Annotated in this window: 11 protein-coding genes; 7 read left to right on the plus strand and 4 right to left on the minus strand. The window is 36.2% G+C overall.

The window, feature by feature from the left end; all coding sequences use genetic code 11:
* Positions 1-11: 11 nt before the first annotated feature.
* The 5 genes from VB248_RS04485 (at position 12) to rplS (ending at position 6,985) form a co-directional block, all read left to right on the plus strand.
* Entirely contained in the window at positions 12-2,222 is a 2,211-nt protein-coding gene (locus tag VB248_RS04485) for an alpha-galactosidase (RefSeq protein ID WP_323295541.1), read from the plus strand.
* Between the two features lie 261 nt (positions 2,223-2,483).
* Positions 2,484-3,500 carry a GntR family transcriptional regulator gene (locus VB248_RS04490; RefSeq protein ID WP_323295542.1) on the plus strand — a complete coding sequence of 339 codons (1,017 nt, stop codon included), beginning with the start codon at positions 2,484-2,486 and terminating at the stop codon, positions 3,498-3,500.
* Positions 3,497-5,101, plus strand: coding sequence for a solute:sodium symporter family transporter (locus VB248_RS04495; RefSeq protein ID WP_323295543.1), 1,605 nt, complete (start codon positions 3,497-3,499; stop codon positions 5,099-5,101). Before VB248_RS04490 ends, VB248_RS04495 begins: the two co-directional genes overlap by 4 nt.
* 189 nt (positions 5,102-5,290) lie before the next feature.
* On the plus strand, positions 5,291-6,373 hold the full coding sequence (fbaA, locus tag VB248_RS04500; protein ID WP_323295544.1) for a class II fructose-bisphosphate aldolase: 1,083 nt from the start codon (positions 5,291-5,293) through the stop codon (positions 6,371-6,373).
* Between the two features lie 252 nt (positions 6,374-6,625).
* Positions 6,626-6,985, plus strand: coding sequence for a 50S ribosomal protein L19 (gene rplS / locus VB248_RS04505; RefSeq protein WP_323295545.1), 360 nt, complete (start codon positions 6,626-6,628; stop codon positions 6,983-6,985).
* 75 nt (positions 6,986-7,060) lie between these two features.
* On the opposite strand, the gene VB248_RS04510 is transcribed toward rplS, so the two are convergent.
* The 4 genes from VB248_RS04510 to VB248_RS04525 form a co-directional block, all read right to left on the minus strand.
* A complete protein-coding gene (locus tag VB248_RS04510) occupies positions 7,061-8,860 on the minus strand; it encodes an acyl-CoA dehydrogenase family protein (RefSeq protein WP_323295546.1) in 1,800 nt (599 codons plus the stop codon).
* Between the two features lie 135 nt (positions 8,861-8,995).
* Positions 8,996-9,466, minus strand: coding sequence for a MarR family winged helix-turn-helix transcriptional regulator (locus VB248_RS04515; RefSeq protein ID WP_323295547.1), 471 nt, complete (start codon positions 9,464-9,466; stop codon positions 8,996-8,998).
* Positions 9,467-9,664: 198 nt separating this feature from the next.
* Positions 9,665-10,213 (minus strand): hypothetical protein, encoded by a 549-nt coding sequence (locus tag VB248_RS04520; RefSeq protein WP_323295548.1) that lies wholly within the window; start codon positions 10,211-10,213, stop codon positions 9,665-9,667.
* Between the two features lie 341 nt (positions 10,214-10,554).
* Positions 10,555-11,787: an ROK family transcriptional regulator gene (locus VB248_RS04525; RefSeq protein ID WP_323295549.1), complete on the minus strand. Its 1,233-nt coding sequence runs from the start codon at positions 11,785-11,787 to the stop codon at positions 10,555-10,557.
* Positions 11,788-12,443: 656 nt separating this feature from the next.
* Between VB248_RS04525 and VB248_RS04530 the strand changes: the two genes are divergently transcribed.
* On the plus strand, positions 12,444-15,527 hold the full coding sequence (locus tag VB248_RS04530; protein ID WP_323295550.1) for a SusC/RagA family TonB-linked outer membrane protein: 3,084 nt from the start codon (positions 12,444-12,446) through the stop codon (positions 15,525-15,527).
* 18 nt (positions 15,528-15,545) lie between these two features.
* The gene (locus VB248_RS04535; RefSeq protein ID WP_323295551.1) at positions 15,546-17,153 is read left to right on the plus strand and encodes a SusD/RagB family nutrient-binding outer membrane lipoprotein; all 1,608 of its coding nucleotides are present in this window, start codon (positions 15,546-15,548) and stop codon (positions 17,151-17,153) included.
* The last annotated feature ends 148 nt before the right edge of the window (positions 17,154-17,301 follow it).

Consider the following 17,301-nt stretch of genomic DNA (forward strand, 5'->3'; position numbering starts at 1 on the left):
AATCAAAATCTATGTTGAAAGTAGCTCAAAAAACTTTGATACTCTTGTGTGCTGTAAGCCTCAGTTTTCTTGCACAAGCTCAAACAATCGTTACCATTCCAATCGAAACAGAGCAGAATGCTTTGGTTTTACAAACGGATAAAGACAACCGTTTAGGAATTACTTATTTTGGAAAAAAGCTCGCAAAAAGTAGCGAAAATGCTTTGATTTCGAAAGAGTACCGCCTAAACGACTCAAATGCAGGTATTTATAATTCAGCTTATACCCCAAGCGGTACTTGGAGTTTGGTTGAACCAGCCTTGCAAATTACGCATGCCGACGGTAATACTTCATTAGAATTGAAGTACGTGAGTCACGAAACCAAACGCACAGATGCCAACGTGAGCCAAACCAATATCGTACTCAAAGACCCTGTATATGGCGTAGAAGTAACACTTTGCTACAAAGTGTATGCAAAAGAAAATACCATAGAGCAATGGACGCTCATTAAACACCAAGAAAAGAAGAACATTTTACTACAAAAATACGCTTCTGCCAACTTGTACTTTATGGCAGACAATTATTATTTACGCCATTATCACGGAGGATGGGGACGTGAAATGAAGCCCGAAGAAACTTTATTGACGGCTGGTATCAAAACCTTGGATTCTAAATTAGGAACAAGAGCCAATCTTTTCCAACCGCCAACTTTTATGATTTCATTCGACCGCCCAGCCACTGAAAACGAAGGAAATGTAATGTTAGGAACTTTGGCTTGGTCAGGAAATTTCAAGATTGATTTTGAAATGGATTTATATCACAACCTTCGTGTGTTGGCTGGTATCAATCCGCACGCTTCGGAGTACTCGCTTGCGGCAAATCAGGAATTCAAAACGCCTTCGTTTATTTATACTTTTTCAAGTCATGGAAAAGGCGAAGCCAGTAGAAATATGCACGATTGGGCAAAAAAATACAGAATCTTGGATGGCGAAGGCAGTAGATTGACTTTATTGAACAACTGGGAAGCAACTTATTTTGATTTTGATGAGACAAAATTAACAGGCTTGTTCAAAGACGCTAAAAAACTGGGCGTTGATATGTTTTTGTTGGATGATGGCTGGTTTGCGAATAAATATCCAAGAAATGGCGATGTAGCTGGTCTGGGCGATTGGCAAGAAAACCGTAAAAAATTACCCAATGGCATCGGTTATTTGGTAAAAGAAGCCACCAAAGCAGGTGTAAAATTCGGGATTTGGGTTGAACCAGAAATGGTAAATCCAAAATCAGAATTGTATGAAAAACATAAAGATTGGGTAATTCGTGAACCTGAAAGACCAGAACATTATTTCAGAAATCAATTGCCATTAGACCTCAGTAATCCAGAAGTACAAGATTTTGTATTTGGTGTTTTGGATAATTTATTCACCAAAAATCCAGAATTAGCCTTTATCAAATGGGATTGTAACGCCGTTACTTATAATGCACATTCGGCTTATTTACAAAAACAAGGCTTGCCACAAACACATCTGTATGTAGAATATGTACAAGGTTTGTACAAAGTATTAGAACGCATCAGGGCAAAATATCCTAAAGTACCAATGATGCTGTGTTCGGGCGGTGGCGGACGTGTGGACTACGAAGCATTGAAATACTTCACCGAATTTTGGTTGAGTGATAATACTGACCCATTAGAAAGAATTTTTATTCAATGGGAATACTCATATTTCTATCCAGCCGTAGCACATTGTAATCACATTACCGATTGGAGTAAAGTAGGTTTGAAATTCCGTACAGACGTAGCCATGATGGGCAAAATGGGTTATGATATTGTAGTAAGTAATCTTACTGATAAAGAATTATTGTTCAGTCAGCAAGCACTTGAAAATTACAAAAGAATCAATCCTACCATTTGGAAAGGCGATTTATATCGTTTGCAAAGTCCGTGGGAAAAACCTTTTGCTTCTTTGTTGTACAGCAATAAAGATAAAAGCCATGCAGTAATGTTTACTTATCTAACCACAAATCGTTTTGATATTATTTATAATCCGACGCCAATCAAGTTGAACGGATTAGACCCGAACAAAAAATATTCGGTAAAAGAAATCAACCTTTTCCCCGGAACAAGCTCAAGCTTAAAAACAGATTTAGTCTATTCTGGCGACTATTTAATGAATGTTGGTATCAATCCAGAATTATCAGGCAATAGAACAAGTATTGTATTAGAATTAACAGAACTGAAGTAATGATGTAAAATATTATGTATTCTTAGTAGATTGCAAAAATATCCAATGAACGAGCATTAGTACTGTGCGAAGAATTGTGAAAGTTGTTGATTTCGGGTATCGGATTTCGGCTTTATAAAACACATTATTTAGAAGTGTTTTTTATGAAGTCATTTTATCCGAAATCAGAAACCCCAAATCCCAAATCTTCCATAATACTCAAGCTTTTCGTGCAGTACAAACTAAGAATACATAATATATCACTTACTCATTCTGACACAAATGAGAGACCTTTTCGAGAAAATACAAGAATTAGAAGATATTCCAACCTACTCAAAACATGAACAGTTGGTTCAAGGAGTTATCAATGCTATTCAAGAAAAATTATTGACCAAAGGGCAAGCTTTGCCTTCTGTCAATAATATGATAAAAGAATTTGGCTTTGCCCGTGAAACCATCACGAAAGCGTACAAAGAGCTAAAAGACAGAGGAATTATCGAATCTAAAAATAGATTGGGCTATTTTGTTGCCAATGAATCTATCGACCAAACCTTGAAAGTAGCACTATTGATGTTTGGTTTCGATACTTTTCAAGAGATTTTTTATAGAAATTTCAGAGAAACTTTGGGCGAAAATGTTCATTTAGATGTTTTTTTTCATCACAACAACATAGAAGTATTTGAAACCATTCTTGGGCATATCAAAGGAAAGTACGGAATGTATGTAGTAGCACCGATTCCGCATCCCAAAACGGCCGCTTTGTTGCAAGCGATTCCTACAAATAAGTTTTTGATGTTTGATAGATACGAGCCAATGGAAGGCGACTTTAGTTATCTCTCTCAAGAATTTGGAGAAGCTACTTATAATGCTTTCGTAGAATTAGCCGATGCCATCAAGAAATTCGACGAAGTAATCTTTTTTTACGAGCCAGTTTCAGCCATTCCGATTGAAATTCTAAAATCATTCAAGAAGTTTTGTAAAAATTACCAAGTAAAAGGTACTATAAAAGTAAATTATACAGCAGGTTCATTAGAAAAAGGGAAAGTATATTTTACTTTAGACAACGCCTGTATTGTATCAATTCTCAAAGATTGTAAAACCAAAAATTACAAATTAGGTGAAGACTTTGGCATACTTTCACATAATGACGAACCAGTAAAAGAAATACTTTGGGACGGCATAACGACCTATTCAGTTGATTTTGGAGAAATGGGACGCAAAGCAGCTACTTACGTTTTAACTCGAAAAAAAGTACAAGAAATATTACCAACCGTATTAATTAGAAGAAATTCATTGTGAATATTTCTGCTTTACTCTTTTTTTTACTTTTCAATGGAATCATCGCTCTGGTTTCTTGGAAAAAGCTATTCAGAGAAAAAAGTAAAACTTCTGAAGAGTACTTTTTAGGAAAAAGAAATCTTGGTTTTGTATTAGTAGGAAGTTTACTTTTTTTGACGAATATCAACGGCGTACAATTTATCGGAGAAAACGAATCCGTTTATACCAATAACATGACGGTAATGGCTTGGGGGCTTACTTCGGTTTTTGCTATGATTATCGTTTCGGAGTTTTTTATGCCTATTTATTTACGTGGAGGCTTCATTACTACGCCCGATTTTTTAGAAGAACGCTTTGACTCAAGTACCAAAACCATTGTTAGTATTATTTTTCTCATCAGTTATTTAGTGAATATGCTTCCAACCGTACTTTATGGTGGGGCGGTAGTTTTCAACGGAATCTTTGATTTTTCAGAAATAATCGGGATAAGTAACTGGTCGATGCTCTGTATATTGACTTGTGTATTTGGGCTTATTGGAGCTACTTATACACTTTTAGGAGGCATCAGAGTAGTGGCAGTTTCAGACTCACTTTTAGGCATTGGCTTATTGATTGGCGGATTGAGTCTCCCTTACTTTGGTTTAAAAGTATTAGGTAGCGGTAGTCTTCAAGAAGGTTTGCGTATCATTTTATCTTCTAATACTTCTCATCTCAACGCCATAGGCAAATCTACCGACGCTATTCCTTTCAGCACACTTTTTACAGGCATGATACTGGTAAACCTCAATTATTGGGGCATGGAACAGTTCATCGTACAAAGAACATTGTCTTCGAGAAATTTAGCAGAAAGCCAGAAAGGAATTGCTTTGGCAGCATTAGGGAAACTATTTGCTCCTTTGATTATCAATCTTCCCGGCATTATTGCTGTGCATTTATATCCACGAATTGCCAATACTGCTGAAGTTTTCCCCAAACTTGCAGGCGATGTATTGCCGCCTATTTTAGTTGGATTAGTGGCATCGGTCATTTTCGGAGCTACTATCACAGCTTTCAATGCAGGGCTGAATAGTAGCAGTACTCTTTTTGTAATGAATATTTACAAACCTTATTTACAGAAAAAGAGCCAAACAAGTACCATAAACGACTATCAACTTGTAAGAATTGGAAAGCGATTTCAGCTCTTTGCTACCCTGATAGCCTTGTGTATTGCACCATTTATTTACTTTGCCAAAGGCGGTTTTTATACTTATTTACAAATGGTAGGAGGGGCTTTTAGCGTACCTATTTTTATGGTAATTTTTATTGGATTTATTACCAAAAAATTACCAGCGATTGCGGTAAAAATTGGCTTATTTTTCTTCGTGATTTGTTACGTTGCCTCACAATTATTGTTTGATACAGGAATCCACTACTTACACGTTTTAGCCATTTTATTTGTGCTTACTTCTTGTATCATGTTGATAATAGGGCGTTTATTTCCCCAAGCCGAAGCCTATCGTCCTAAAGAAAATAGTGGAATAGATATACAACCGTGGAAAGAACGACATTACTTTCATCTCATACTTTTGGTGTTGATGGTACTGGTATTTATTTTATTTTCAACTTTAGGGATTGCAAGCTAACCAAAGGACTGAGATACTTTGTATATTTGTACATTAATAAAAGTAATTTTTTGTATAATATTTGGCAAAAAGATGATTTGCCGAAGAATCTTCTGTAAATCTTAATAAAACCAATTAAAATAATTATTTTTGGTTTCTTTTATCCAAGAAATTAGTTGAAATAAGTTTTTAACAAGAAAAAATTAAACTATGTCAAGTTTATCTTCTCAAAAAGGCGTATTGCACGGAGATGCAGTGCAAGAGCTCTTCGAAATCGCTAAAAAGCATCAATTTGCTTTACCAGCCGTAAATGTTACGGGTACAGATACAGTAAATGGCGTTTTGGAAGCGGCTAAAGCGGTTAATTCACCAGTAATTATCCAGTTCTCAAATGGTGGAGCTCAGTTCTATGCTGGAAAATCTTTACCAAATGGCAAACAAGAAGCTTCAATTGCAGGTGCTATTTCGGGTGCTCATCACGTACACCAATTAGCAGAAGTTTATGGTGTTCAAGTAATTTTACATACTGACCACTGTGCTAAAAAATTGTTACCTTGGTTAGACGGTTTGTTGGATGCTGGCGAGAAGTTTTATGCTGAACATGGTAAGCCATTGTTCTCTTCACACATGATTGACCTTTCTGAAGAGCCAATCGAAGAAAACATCGAAATCTGTAAAACATATCTTGAGAGAATGGCTAAATTAGGCATGACTCTTGAAATCGAATTAGGTGTTACAGGTGGTGAAGAAGATGGCGTTGATAACTCTGATGTTGATTCGTCTAAATTATATACTCAGCCTTCAGAAGTAGCTTATGCTTATGAAGAATTGAGCAAAGTATCTCACCGTTTTACGATTGCTGCTGCTTTCGGAAACGTACACGGTGTTTATAAGCCAGGTAACGTGAAACTGTCTCCAGTAATTCTTCATAATTCTCAAGAATATGTGAAAGAGAAATTCGGTTTAACTGCTGAGAAACCAATCAACTTTGTATTCCATGGTGGTTCTGGTTCTTCTCGTGAAGAAATCCGTGAAGCTCTTTCTTATGGTGCTATCAAAATGAACATTGATACTGACTTACAATGGGCATTCTGGGAAGGTATTTTGGGATACTACAAAGCAAACGAAGGATATTTACAAGGACAAATCGGAAACCCTAAAGGTGAAGATGCTCCGAATAAAAAATACTATGACCCACGTGTTTGGTTGCGTAAAGGTGAAGACACTTTCGTTAGCCGTTTGAAATTAGCATTTGAAGATTTGAATGCTGCTAACGCAAATCAGTACTTATAATTAAGCATTGTATAAAAACAGTATCGAAGGCTTCATCTCATGGTGAAGCCTTCTTTGTTGATAAAGCTATATTTTTCTTAAAATCAGATTGTATTCTTGAAAAATATGCTTAACTTTGCACCCCAATTGAAGAGCAATTACGTGGCTGGGCAATCTGCATGAAGCAATTATTTGTTTATCAGACCTTTAAAGTTACCGCTGGTTGTCTTTTAGATAAATTAATAAAGAATCTAACAGCAAAATAATCAAAAAATGAGCGAGTTAATTAAATTCGTAGAAGCTGAAAATGCTGCACGCCGTGCAGAATTGCCCGAGTTTTCAGCAGGTGATACCATCAATGTTTACATCAAAATCCGTGAAGGAGCTAAAGAACGTATTCAGGTATTCCAAGGAACTGTAATCCAACGTCGTAACAGCGGTGCTGGTGAAATGTTTACAGTACGTAAAATTTCTAACGGTATCGGTGTAGAAAAAATCTTCCCTTTATTGTCACCAAACATCGAGAAAATCGAAGTATTGCGTAAAGGTAAAGTACGTCGTGCAAGATTATTCTACTTACGTGGCAAACAAGGTAGAGCTGCGAAAGTTAGAGAGCAAATCAAGAAGAAATAGTCTTTCTATATTTTCATTAAAAAAGGTCGTTCAAATTGAACGACCTTTTTGTTTTTCTACCAATCTATCTGTTTATTAAAAAATATAAGCATTTTTCTCAATACTTGCCTCTGCCAAGCGGCGACGAGCGTTTTTCAAATTGAATGGTTCAATTTTAGTGAAACGTTTCAAGCCCATTAGCATTACTCTTAGTTCGTCACCTTCTGCGAAACTTGTAATAGCGGTTTTTCCAGCATAATTAGCTTTCTCTACGGCTTCGTGTAAATACACCATGGCGGCATCTTTTTGTAAAGCACAAGCTTCTTCGCCACGGGTTGCGATGAGTTTTTCTACTCTTAAAAGCGTTGATTCTGCTACATACAATTCTATCATCATATCAGCCAAATTCATAATGATTTCTTGTTCGTGTTCAAACTTCATCATGAATTTCTGTAATGCCGAACCTGCCACCATCAAAATTGCTTTTTTCAAGTTTTTGATAACTTTTTTCTCTGCTACAAAAATGCCTTCTTCATCACTAATGCTGAAATCTGGAATAGACATAATCTCTTGTCCAACTGCCATTGCCGCAGGCATTAGATTGATTTCGCCTTTCATGGCTCTTTTCACTACCGTTCCCACAGCAAGCAATCGGTTGATTTCGTTCGTTCCTTCAAAAATTCTATTAATTCTTGAATCACGATAAGCTCTATCCATCGGAGCTTCTGCCGAAAAGCCCATGCCTCCATAAATCTGAACGCCTTCATCTACTACATAATCCAATACTTCTGAACCATGTACTTTTAGCATTGCACATTCAATCGCAAACTGCTCTACACCTTTTAGTTTTGCTTGTGAAGCATCCATTCCACCTGCCAGAAGGCTGTCGATGGCATCATCAATATTTTGTCCAGCACGATAACAAGCCGATTCAGAAGCAAATACTTTTACCGTCATTTCGGCAATTTTATGTTTAATTGCACCAAAACTACTGATAGAAGTACCAAATTGCTTGCGTTCATTGGCATAGTTTACCGATTTTACAATGATTCCTTTTGATGCTCCTACTACGGCTGAAGCCAATTTGATTCTGCCGATATTTAAGATATTTACTGCTATTTTAAAACCACCTTCACGAGTATAAAGTTGGTTTTCAACAGGTACTTTGCAGTCGTTGAAGAAAATTTGTCGAGTAGAAGAACCTTTGATACCCATTTTTCGCTCTTCTTCGTTCATCGTGATGCCGCCGAAACTTTTCTCAACAATAAAAGCCGTAAGGTTTTTGTCGTTATCAATTTTGGCAAAAACAATAAACAAATCTGCAAAACCACCATTGGTAATCCACATTTTTTGACCATTGATGATATAATGCTTACCGTCTTCTGATAAAGTAGCCTTTGTTTTACCCGAATTGGCATCCGAACCTGAATCTGGTTCAGTCAAACAGTAAGCTGCTTTCCATTCGCCCGTAGCGAGTAGGGGCAAGTACTTCGCTTTTTGCTCTTCATTACCATAATACAAAATCGGCAAAGTACCAATACCTGTATGAGCCGAAAGTGCTACCGAGAAGGAATGTCCGCCACCGCAAGCCTCAGCTACCAGCATTGAAGTATTGAAATTCATTCCAAAACCGCCGTACTCTTCGGGAATGGCTGTTCCTAATAAGCCTAATTCACCAGCTTTGTTCATCAACTCTACCATCAAATCTGTGTTTTTGGCATAGTCGATTTCATCTAAGCGAGGATGTACTTCGGTACGAAGAAAGTCCAAGCAAGATTGGGCAATCATTTGTTGTTCTTCAGAAAATTCTTCAGGAATAAAAATTTGTGAAGCGTCAATATCTTTGATTAAAAACTCTCCACCTTTGATAGAGGTTGTGCTGTCTGTCGTAGTCATTTTTTTATTTGTTTATTGAATAAGTCCAAAATTGTTCTGCTTACATACTATTTTGGTATAAAGATACACAAATAAAAAAATGTTATGCAAGCATAACATTTAAAATAATTTTCGAGAAGTATTTGTCCTTTGATTTTAGACAATCAGTACGTTTTCGTCTAAGTTATCCGACTTATAATTGGCGGTATCAATATCTACCACTTCGCTAATTTTTTGCATTACTTCAAAGAAGATTTCGAGTTTTTCAGCCCCAATTTTTTCATAAATGGCATTATTGAAAGTAAGTACACCTTCACGGGCAATGTCTCTTTTTCTTTTTCCTTCTTCGGTAAGATACACTTTCACGATACGGCGGTCTTCTTCGTCGGTTTCTCTACGAATCCATTTTTTATCTTCTAATGATTTCAACATACGAGTTAGGCTTCTTGGTTCTAAGCCCAAAGCAGGAGCAATTTTAGTAGCGGGTGTTCCTTTTTTGTCGATGTTCAAGAGTACATAGCCGATAGCCATTGTCATATCGAACGGAGCAGCGAAAGAATTATACATTCGGCTAATGGCGTGCCAGCCTGATTTTATATGATAATCTACGGTTTTGTCTGCTTTCATGTTATTTACTAATTCATTTCACGACCCAACTGGGGTAATGATGAAATATTATGGGATTTTTATATTGGGTGATGTTGTAAAAATGAGAAAGAAAAAATTATTCTGCAAGCATACGACTAAAAACATTTATTCAATAAAAAAGAGTAAGCTTTTGGCAAGCCTACTCTTTTTTAATTTAGATTTAGTATTTTTTTAATATTAGTCTCGATACTGAGTCTTAATTTTGTTTCCTTTCATTCGCCTTACTTTTACTCTCAAGTTAGAAAAAACACTTCTTGCCAGCATGATTCTTACTCTTGGTTTTTTATAAATGACTAAATATTTACTTCCTTCGTAGTCAATCCTTGAAAAGTTGGCATTGCCTTGGGTATCTACTAATTGATAAAAGTACTCGCCTCTTTCGCCAGCAACTGGGCCAAATCGTAATGAACTTTCTTCACTACTTTTTTCAAAGGCTATCAACAATTGTCCATTTTCTTCTTTCTGAACCAAGCCGGGCGTATTTTTTTCTAAGCCGATACGGTTGATATATCTACCGTTTTTGAAAACTACCTTTCCTGATTTAATGGTAGCATCCGAAGACGGAACTTCTCTTTCGAGGTAAAGTGGATTATCGTTATAAAATTGTATTCTGGTAAGGTCAAGCTCATTTTCTTGTAGTTGGTGCATCAACGACCCTGTCAAATATACATTTTTCTGGCAACTTGCCAGTGTTAAAGTGCTGATGATAAGCAGAATCTTTCTCATTGCTTTAAAGTAATTAGTTGAAGGCGGGGTCATAAAAATAAACAAAAAGTTTGTTAAAAACCAAATTTAGGGTATGTTCGTTGCCTTTTATTACTGATGAGTATATAAAATGCAATTTTAACAGAAGAAAATTTATATTTATACAAAGATAAATTAAATAATCATCAATTTATGAAAGATTCAAGTTGTGGTTATATGGGAGTTGATAAATATAGGATTTTATCAAGGTCTCGAATCGTTAGATATAACGAATGAGTCCTACTAAATTACAAATTCTGAGGAGAAATTTTTACAAATTGCTTATTTATTTGGTTTTATCTGTCAGTATTAAAGATACAATATTAAGCTACCAAAACATTTTCGATAATATACACCTGTGTCCCCAACAAGCGTGCCGTTTCGCCAATATCAGAAATATGAATCAGTAATTCGCTTTTAAAATCGGCAAGGCAGTACTTATTGATGGCCTGTTCGATAGGATTGCTGATGAATTTTCCTGCTTTTGCCAAAATACCATTGATAATAATAGCTTCTGGATTGAACAAATGCACAGCAACAGACAAGCCTTTTCCCATTTCTTTCCCGATGTCGTGAAGCAAATCTATTGCCAAAGCATCACCGCCATTTGCTACTTGAATCACTAATTCAATATCAATATTTTCTACGTCGGTTTGAGTCAGTTTTGAAACCTTGCCATTGTTTAAAGATTCTTTTACTCTTCGGATGAGCGATGCCGCCGAAGTGAGTGTATCTAAACAACCCACTTTGCCACAGTGGCACAGTACGCCATTTTCTTTTACTTGGATATGACCCAATTCACCAGCAAATCCATTTGAGCCTTGAAAAACCTTTCCGTTTAGTACAATGCCCAAACCAATACCAGCCCAATCCATATTTACAGCCAAAGCATTTTGCATACCACGAGCTAAACCAAACTGATTTTCACCGATAATCATGGCTTGGGTATCGTTGATGATATAAAAAGGCAAGGAAAAATGTTGTGTAAGCCAACTGCCAAAAGACTGATTATAAGGATTGATATTTCGGTAAGTATAATTAAAGCCATTTTTGGGGTTTACCAAGCCCGGCATTGAAATCCCAGCACCAATGATTTCATCCAAAGGAATAGGTACTTCTGCCATAAATTGATGTATAGCAGCCGTTACTTTTTCTAAAGCATCATTTTTATCAGATAATTGTAAATGAAGGTCTTGTTCAATGATAATCTGATTTTGGAGGTTTATGATGGCAGCTTTTGAACCATGAATAGCAAGGTCGATAATTAAAACATATCGCTGCTGTGGGTTCATCGAATACAGAATGGGCTTTCTCCCAAATTGTGCTTCTGCAAGGCCAATTTCAACAATCCATTTCTCTTCTACTAATTCTTCTAACAAGGTAGTAACAGAAGGGACACTTGTATGTAATTCTTTGGTAAGTTGAGCAATGGTACGGTTTCCTCTAAAGTACAAATCTTGAAGTATTTTTTTCTTTAAGCGGCTTTTTTTCTTGTCAACGATTGATTCTTTATCAAGTACTTCAATGTCAGAAGAGTCTATTGGATTAATTGGCATAATAGTTAAATGTGAGTTTATTCAAAAAAAGTAAATCTCTTGGAAAAATGCAAGAATTAAGCTGAAAACTTAAATTTAAGGATAAATAAAAATATTTTCAATGAAAATCCACAATCAAAAGGAGTAAATAAATAAAGTTGTACTCAAAGCTGAGATTTTTTTTAAAGTTATGGATATATTTTAATAAATTTTATAATATACTGTATGGTGTTCGATTCTCATTTGGTAATATAATTTATTGATTACTGCGTAATATATTTCCGATTTTAAAAATAAATTAGCTATTTTTTTAGATTTTTTGCATATTTTTTCTTGTGCATACAGTATTTTATTATATTTATTTACTTTTTCAGTTAAGTAATTAATAAAACTATTTTAAATTATTTTATTAATTAAGCTCTTTAGGTTGATATTTTTTATTTTGAGTGCTTTGATTTTAGTGAAAGTATCATGACAGAACGATACAGAAACTAAGCTAAGAATACAAAAATCAAAGAATTTTGAGAAAGAGAGTAATAACCTACCAGAGACACTAAATTAATTATTCAACAAAAGAAATGTTAGCTAAAACCCAAAACCCACCCTAAAATTAGCCTGCCATTTGGCTTTGATCATGAGTAATTTTAAGTCTATTTTTCACTGTAATCTAAAAAAAAATGAAAGCATGCAAAAGTAATTTTACGATGTTAATTACTGCATTACTACTTTTTACAAGCTCGCAGCTTTTTGCTCAAGCAATAAAAGGTAAAGTAACAGACAGTAATAAAGTTGGCTTATCTGGAGTAAGCATCCAAGTTAAAGGTACTACAAGAGGTACTACTACGGACGCTTCAGGTAGCTTCACCATTAATGCTGCAAAAGGCACTACATTGGTGTTTAGTTCAGTGGGTTTTGTACCCAAACAAGTAGTAGTTGATGGCTCTTCACTTGATGTAGTATTAGATGCCGACAACCAATCGCTTGACGAAGTAGTTGTAACGGCTTTGGGGGTTTCAAAAGAAGCCAGAAAAATTGGTTATGCCGTAACAAAGGTAGATGGTGGTTTGATGACGAAAGCTCGTGAAACTAACGTAGCTTATTCATTGGCTGGTCGTGTGGCTGGTTTAAATATCTCGGGTACAAGTGGTGGACCAGGTTCATCTGCTCGTATTTTGTTAAGAGGTATGGCGAGCTTCACAGCGTCTTCTCCTTTGATTGTAATCAATGGTGTTCCGATGGACAATACTCAAAGAGGTAGTGCTGGTGAGTGGGGTGGTGCTGACCAAGGTGATGGTATTTCGAACATCAACCCTGATGATATTGAAGACATGACTGTATTGAAAGGTGCTTCTGCATCTGCTCTTTATGGTGCAAGAGCTGCTAACGGGGTTATTCAGATTACTACTAAGTCTGGTAAAAAAGGTAAAATGGCTGTTGAGTATAACTTGAACATGGTTGCTGATAAGGCTGTTAATAATACTGACTACCAATATGTATATGGTCAGGGTATCAACGGTTCACGTCCAACAAACGTAACAAGTGCATTAAACAGTGGTATGTTGAGCTGGGGTGAAAAATTAGATGGTGCTTCTACTATCCAATTTGATGGAAAATCATATCCATATTCAGCTGTAAAAGATAATATTGAAAACTTCTATAGAACTGGTGCTTCTGTTACAAACTCAGTTTCAGTTTCTAATGCAAGTGATTTAGGTTCTTTCCGTTTGTCAATCGCTAACTTAGATAACAAATCTATTTTAAGAAACAGTGGTTTAGACCGTAAGACAATCAACTTTACAGGTTCTCAGAAAATGGGAGATAAATTAACTGTAAACTTGATGGTGAACTATATTGATGAAAAAGCTACAAACAAACCTCAATTAAGTGATGGTCCTTTGAATGCTAACAACATCCAATATTTAGCTACAAGCGTAAACCAATCAGCTTTACAACCAGGTTATGATGTGAATTCAGCTGTGGGTGCTGAAATTCAATACAACGATGATATCTACGTTACTAACCCTTGGTTTGTAGTAAACAGATACAAAAACGATGTTACAAGAAAGCGTTTGATTTCTGCTATCTCTGCGAAATATGACTTCACAAAATGGTTGTATGGTCAAGTACGTGTAGGTTATGACTACATGAATGACGGTGTATTCAAAATTACTCCAACTGGTACTGCTTATTCAAACGGTAACAAAGGTTCATTCGATGAATTGTCAAAAGCTACTACTTCTGAATTGAATGCTGATGCTTTCTTATCTGCTTCAAAAGACATTACAGAAGATTTCAGTATTGATGCTATGGTGGGTGCGGCTCTTAGAAAAAATAAATATGATAGAATTGCTATTGGTGGTGGTCCATTCGTGATTCCTTTCTTCTATAGCCCTAACAACGTACTTTCTTATAACAGAAGCTATGGCTATAACGAGAAAGAAACACACTCTGCATATTACTCATTAGACTTTGCTTACAAGAAATTGCTTACATTATCGACTACTGGTCGTTATGATGCTTTCTCTACTTTGCCAGTTAATAACTACGGAATTTTCACTCCTTCAGTTTCTTTGAGCTTAGATTTAACAGACATTCTTAAATCTGACAAACTTAGCTACGGTAAATTGCGTACTTCTTATGCAGTTGTTTCTGGTGAGCCAGCAAACCCATACAGTACTTCACAATATTATAGCGTAGGTTCAGCGATTCAAGGGGTAACTACTGGTTCATTCAGCTCTACTTTACCAAACTTGTTCTTGAAACCATATACTTTGACAGAATATGAAGTTGGTACTGAATTGAAATTCTTCAAAAACAGATTAGGTGTTGACCTTGCTTATTTTACTCGTAAAACTAAAAACGAGATTATCAACGGTTCACTTTCTGATGCAACAGGTTACACTGGACAGTATGTAGGTACAGGTTCAACGCAAAACTCTGGTATCGAGTTAATGTTGAGCGGAACGCCAATCGAAACTACTGACTTTAGCTGGAAAACTTCATTCAACATCACAACAGTTGCCAACAAAATCATAGATATTTCTGGTACTGGTACTGATAATGAGCAATTGGGTCTTGGTACTTACCGTCCATTAAACGCAAACACTGCTTTAGTAAAAGGTATGGCTGGTCCACAAATCATGGCTTATGACTACGTAAGAGATTCTAAAGGAAATATTGTAGTTGATGCAGCGGGTATTCCAAAACAAGCGGCTTCAAGAACAGCAATGGGTTCTGTATTACCAAAAGTATATGGTGGTTTCAACAACGAATTCTCTTACAAAGGTTTCAACTTTGCTTTCTTGATTGATTACAGATTCGGAAATAAAGTATTGTCTGCTACGAACTATTACGCAATTTTCAGAGGCTTACACCAAATGACTTTAGAAGGTCGTGAAGGTGGTGTTGTGGCAGAAGGTGTTACAGAAAATGGTTCTCCAAATACTGTAAGTGTTCCTGCTCAAACTTATTACCAAGCTTTGGCAAGACGTATCTCTGGCTTAAACGTATTAGATGGTAGCTTCATCAAACTTCGTCAAGTTACTTTTGGCTATACGCTTAACAAAAAACAGTTAGGTTTCTTACCGTTCCAATCAGTAGGTGTTTCATTTGTTGCTCGTAACCTTTTCACATTGTTGAAACATACTGACAACATTGACCCAGAAGCAGGATTCTCTTCGCTTATCAACTACGCAGGAATCGAAGGAAACAGTTTGCCAATAACTCGTACTTATGGATTTAACTTAAACATTAAATTCTAAACAAACTTTACAAAGAATATGAAAAAGTTATTTATATATATTGGACTAACGGCCTTACTTTTTCCAATAGGATGTACTTCTGATTTTGAAAAAATCAATACAGACCCTAATGCTACAAGTGCAGAGGTCTTCAATCCTAACTATCTTTTGTCTCAGTCTCAATTCGACTACGGCAATACTGGATACTCGCAATTACTTTACCAAAGTATGTGGACGCAATCTTTAGCTTCTACTTTCTCTTACTACGGAAACGGAGATAAGTACGTAGCTTCTGGTAGTGCATTGGCATATCAAGGAAGAATTTTTGGAGAAAACTATCGTTCGGCTTCTTTGGCAGTAGAGATGCAAAATCTTACTAAAGATAAACCTGCATTTTCTAACTTATACAATGTAGGTACTATCATGAAAGTACTTAACATTGCTCATATCACTGACTGCTATGGCGACGTACCTTATACTGAAGCTCTTAGAGCGAAAGATGCAATTACGCTTCCAAAGTATGATACGCAACAAACAATTTACCCAGGAATGTTAGCTGAATTAGAAACGGCTATCAAAAACTTGGATGTAAACAAAGCAGGACCAACTGCTGATTTGATGTATGCTGGTGATGTAGCTAAATGGAAGAAATTTGGTTATTCGTTAATGTTGCGTTTAGCAATGCGTATGACTAAAGTAGATGAAGCTGCTGCTAAGTCTTGGGCTGAGAAAGCCGTAGCTGGTGGCGTTTTCACTTCTATCGCTGATAATGCTAAAGTTTTAACTGACAATAGTACTCAAGGAAACAATACAACAGGTGCATTAAGAGTAGGTGATGATTACCGTGAAGTACGTTGGAGCAAAACTTTCATTGATTATTTGAAAGCAACTAATGACCCAAGAATTGCTGCTATTGCAGAGGTTTCTCAACCAGGTTTAGCTAATAACTCAAACCAAGACTTAGCAGGTGACAATACTGTTTCTGTTCAAATTGGTTTACCAAATGGTTATGACTTAAACGGTGGAGCTACTGATATTAGCAAGCATCCACAATATCCGGGTGCTTCTGGTACTGGTAATGATGTTGCTAAAGTTGGTAAATACTCTCGTCCAAGAACTGCTATTTTCTTAGACCGTAGCGGTGTAAACTTCGTTTTAACTTATGCTGAAACTGAATTGTTATTAGCAGAAGCTAAAGTAAGAGGTTGGAATGTTGGAGCTACTTCTGCTTCAGAACACTACAACAATGGTGTGGCAGCAGCTATCGCTTCTTTAGCTCAGTTCAATTCTACGGCGGCTTCTGATGCAGCTATTAAAGCAGCAGTTGCAGCTACTCCAGCTTTCTTGGCAGCTAACCCGTTGAATACAAGCTCAACTACTGCTTCATTGAAACAAATCAACGAGCAAATTTGGGTAACTACTTCAACTACTTTCAACTTTATCGAAACTTGGTCTAACTGGAGACGTTCTGGTTATCCAGTATTGACACCAGTTGTGTTTGCGAATAACTTCTCGAATGGTACAATTCCAAGAAGAATTCCTTACAAAGTTGAAGAAGCTTCAACCAACCCTGTAAATTACGCTGCTGCTGTGGCTCGTTTGTCAGGCGGTGACACATTCACAGGAAGAGTATGGTGGGATAAATAAACCGAACCACTATTCATAAATTAATGCGTGGGAGTTGGAATGATTTGTTCCAACTCCTTAATGCTTTCTTTTGTTAAGTAACAATGCAGAATTGCGAATTGTCAATGAATGTATTGATTTTCAAAAACTTACTTTTTTTTAATTATTT

The organism is Arcicella rigui, from assembly GCF_034929435.1.
In the GTDB taxonomy this organism is placed as follows: Bacteria; Bacteroidota; Bacteroidia; order Cytophagales; family Spirosomataceae; genus Arcicella; species Arcicella rigui.

Bases quoted from the DNA above. Each gene is read 5' to 3' on its own strand.
- VB248_RS04485 (WP_323295541.1), top strand. From the start codon at position 12: ATGTTGAAAGTAGCTCAAAAAACTTTGATACTCTTGTGTGCTGTAAGC.
- VB248_RS04490 (WP_323295542.1), top strand. From the start codon at position 2,484: ATGAGAGACCTTTTCGAGAAAATACAAGAATTAGAAGATATTCCAACC.
- VB248_RS04530 (WP_323295550.1), top strand. From the start codon at position 12,444: ATGAAAGCATGCAAAAGTAATTTTACGATGTTAATTACTGCATTACTA.
- rplS (WP_323295545.1), top strand. From the start codon at position 6,626: ATGAGCGAGTTAATTAAATTCGTAGAAGCTGAAAATGCTGCACGCCGT.
- VB248_RS04510 (WP_323295546.1), bottom strand. From the start codon at position 8,860: ATGACTACGACAGACAGCACAACCTCTATCAAAGGTGGAGAGTTTTTA.
- VB248_RS04515 (WP_323295547.1), bottom strand. From the start codon at position 9,466: ATGAAAGCAGACAAAACCGTAGATTATCATATAAAATCAGGCTGGCAC.
- fbaA (WP_323295544.1), top strand. From the start codon at position 5,291: ATGTCAAGTTTATCTTCTCAAAAAGGCGTATTGCACGGAGATGCAGTG.
- VB248_RS04535 (WP_323295551.1), top strand. From the start codon at position 15,546: ATGAAAAAGTTATTTATATATATTGGACTAACGGCCTTACTTTTTCCA.
- VB248_RS04525 (WP_323295549.1), bottom strand. From the start codon at position 11,787: ATGCCAATTAATCCAATAGACTCTTCTGACATTGAAGTACTTGATAAA.
- VB248_RS04520 (WP_323295548.1), bottom strand. From the start codon at position 10,213: ATGAGAAAGATTCTGCTTATCATCAGCACTTTAACACTGGCAAGTTGC.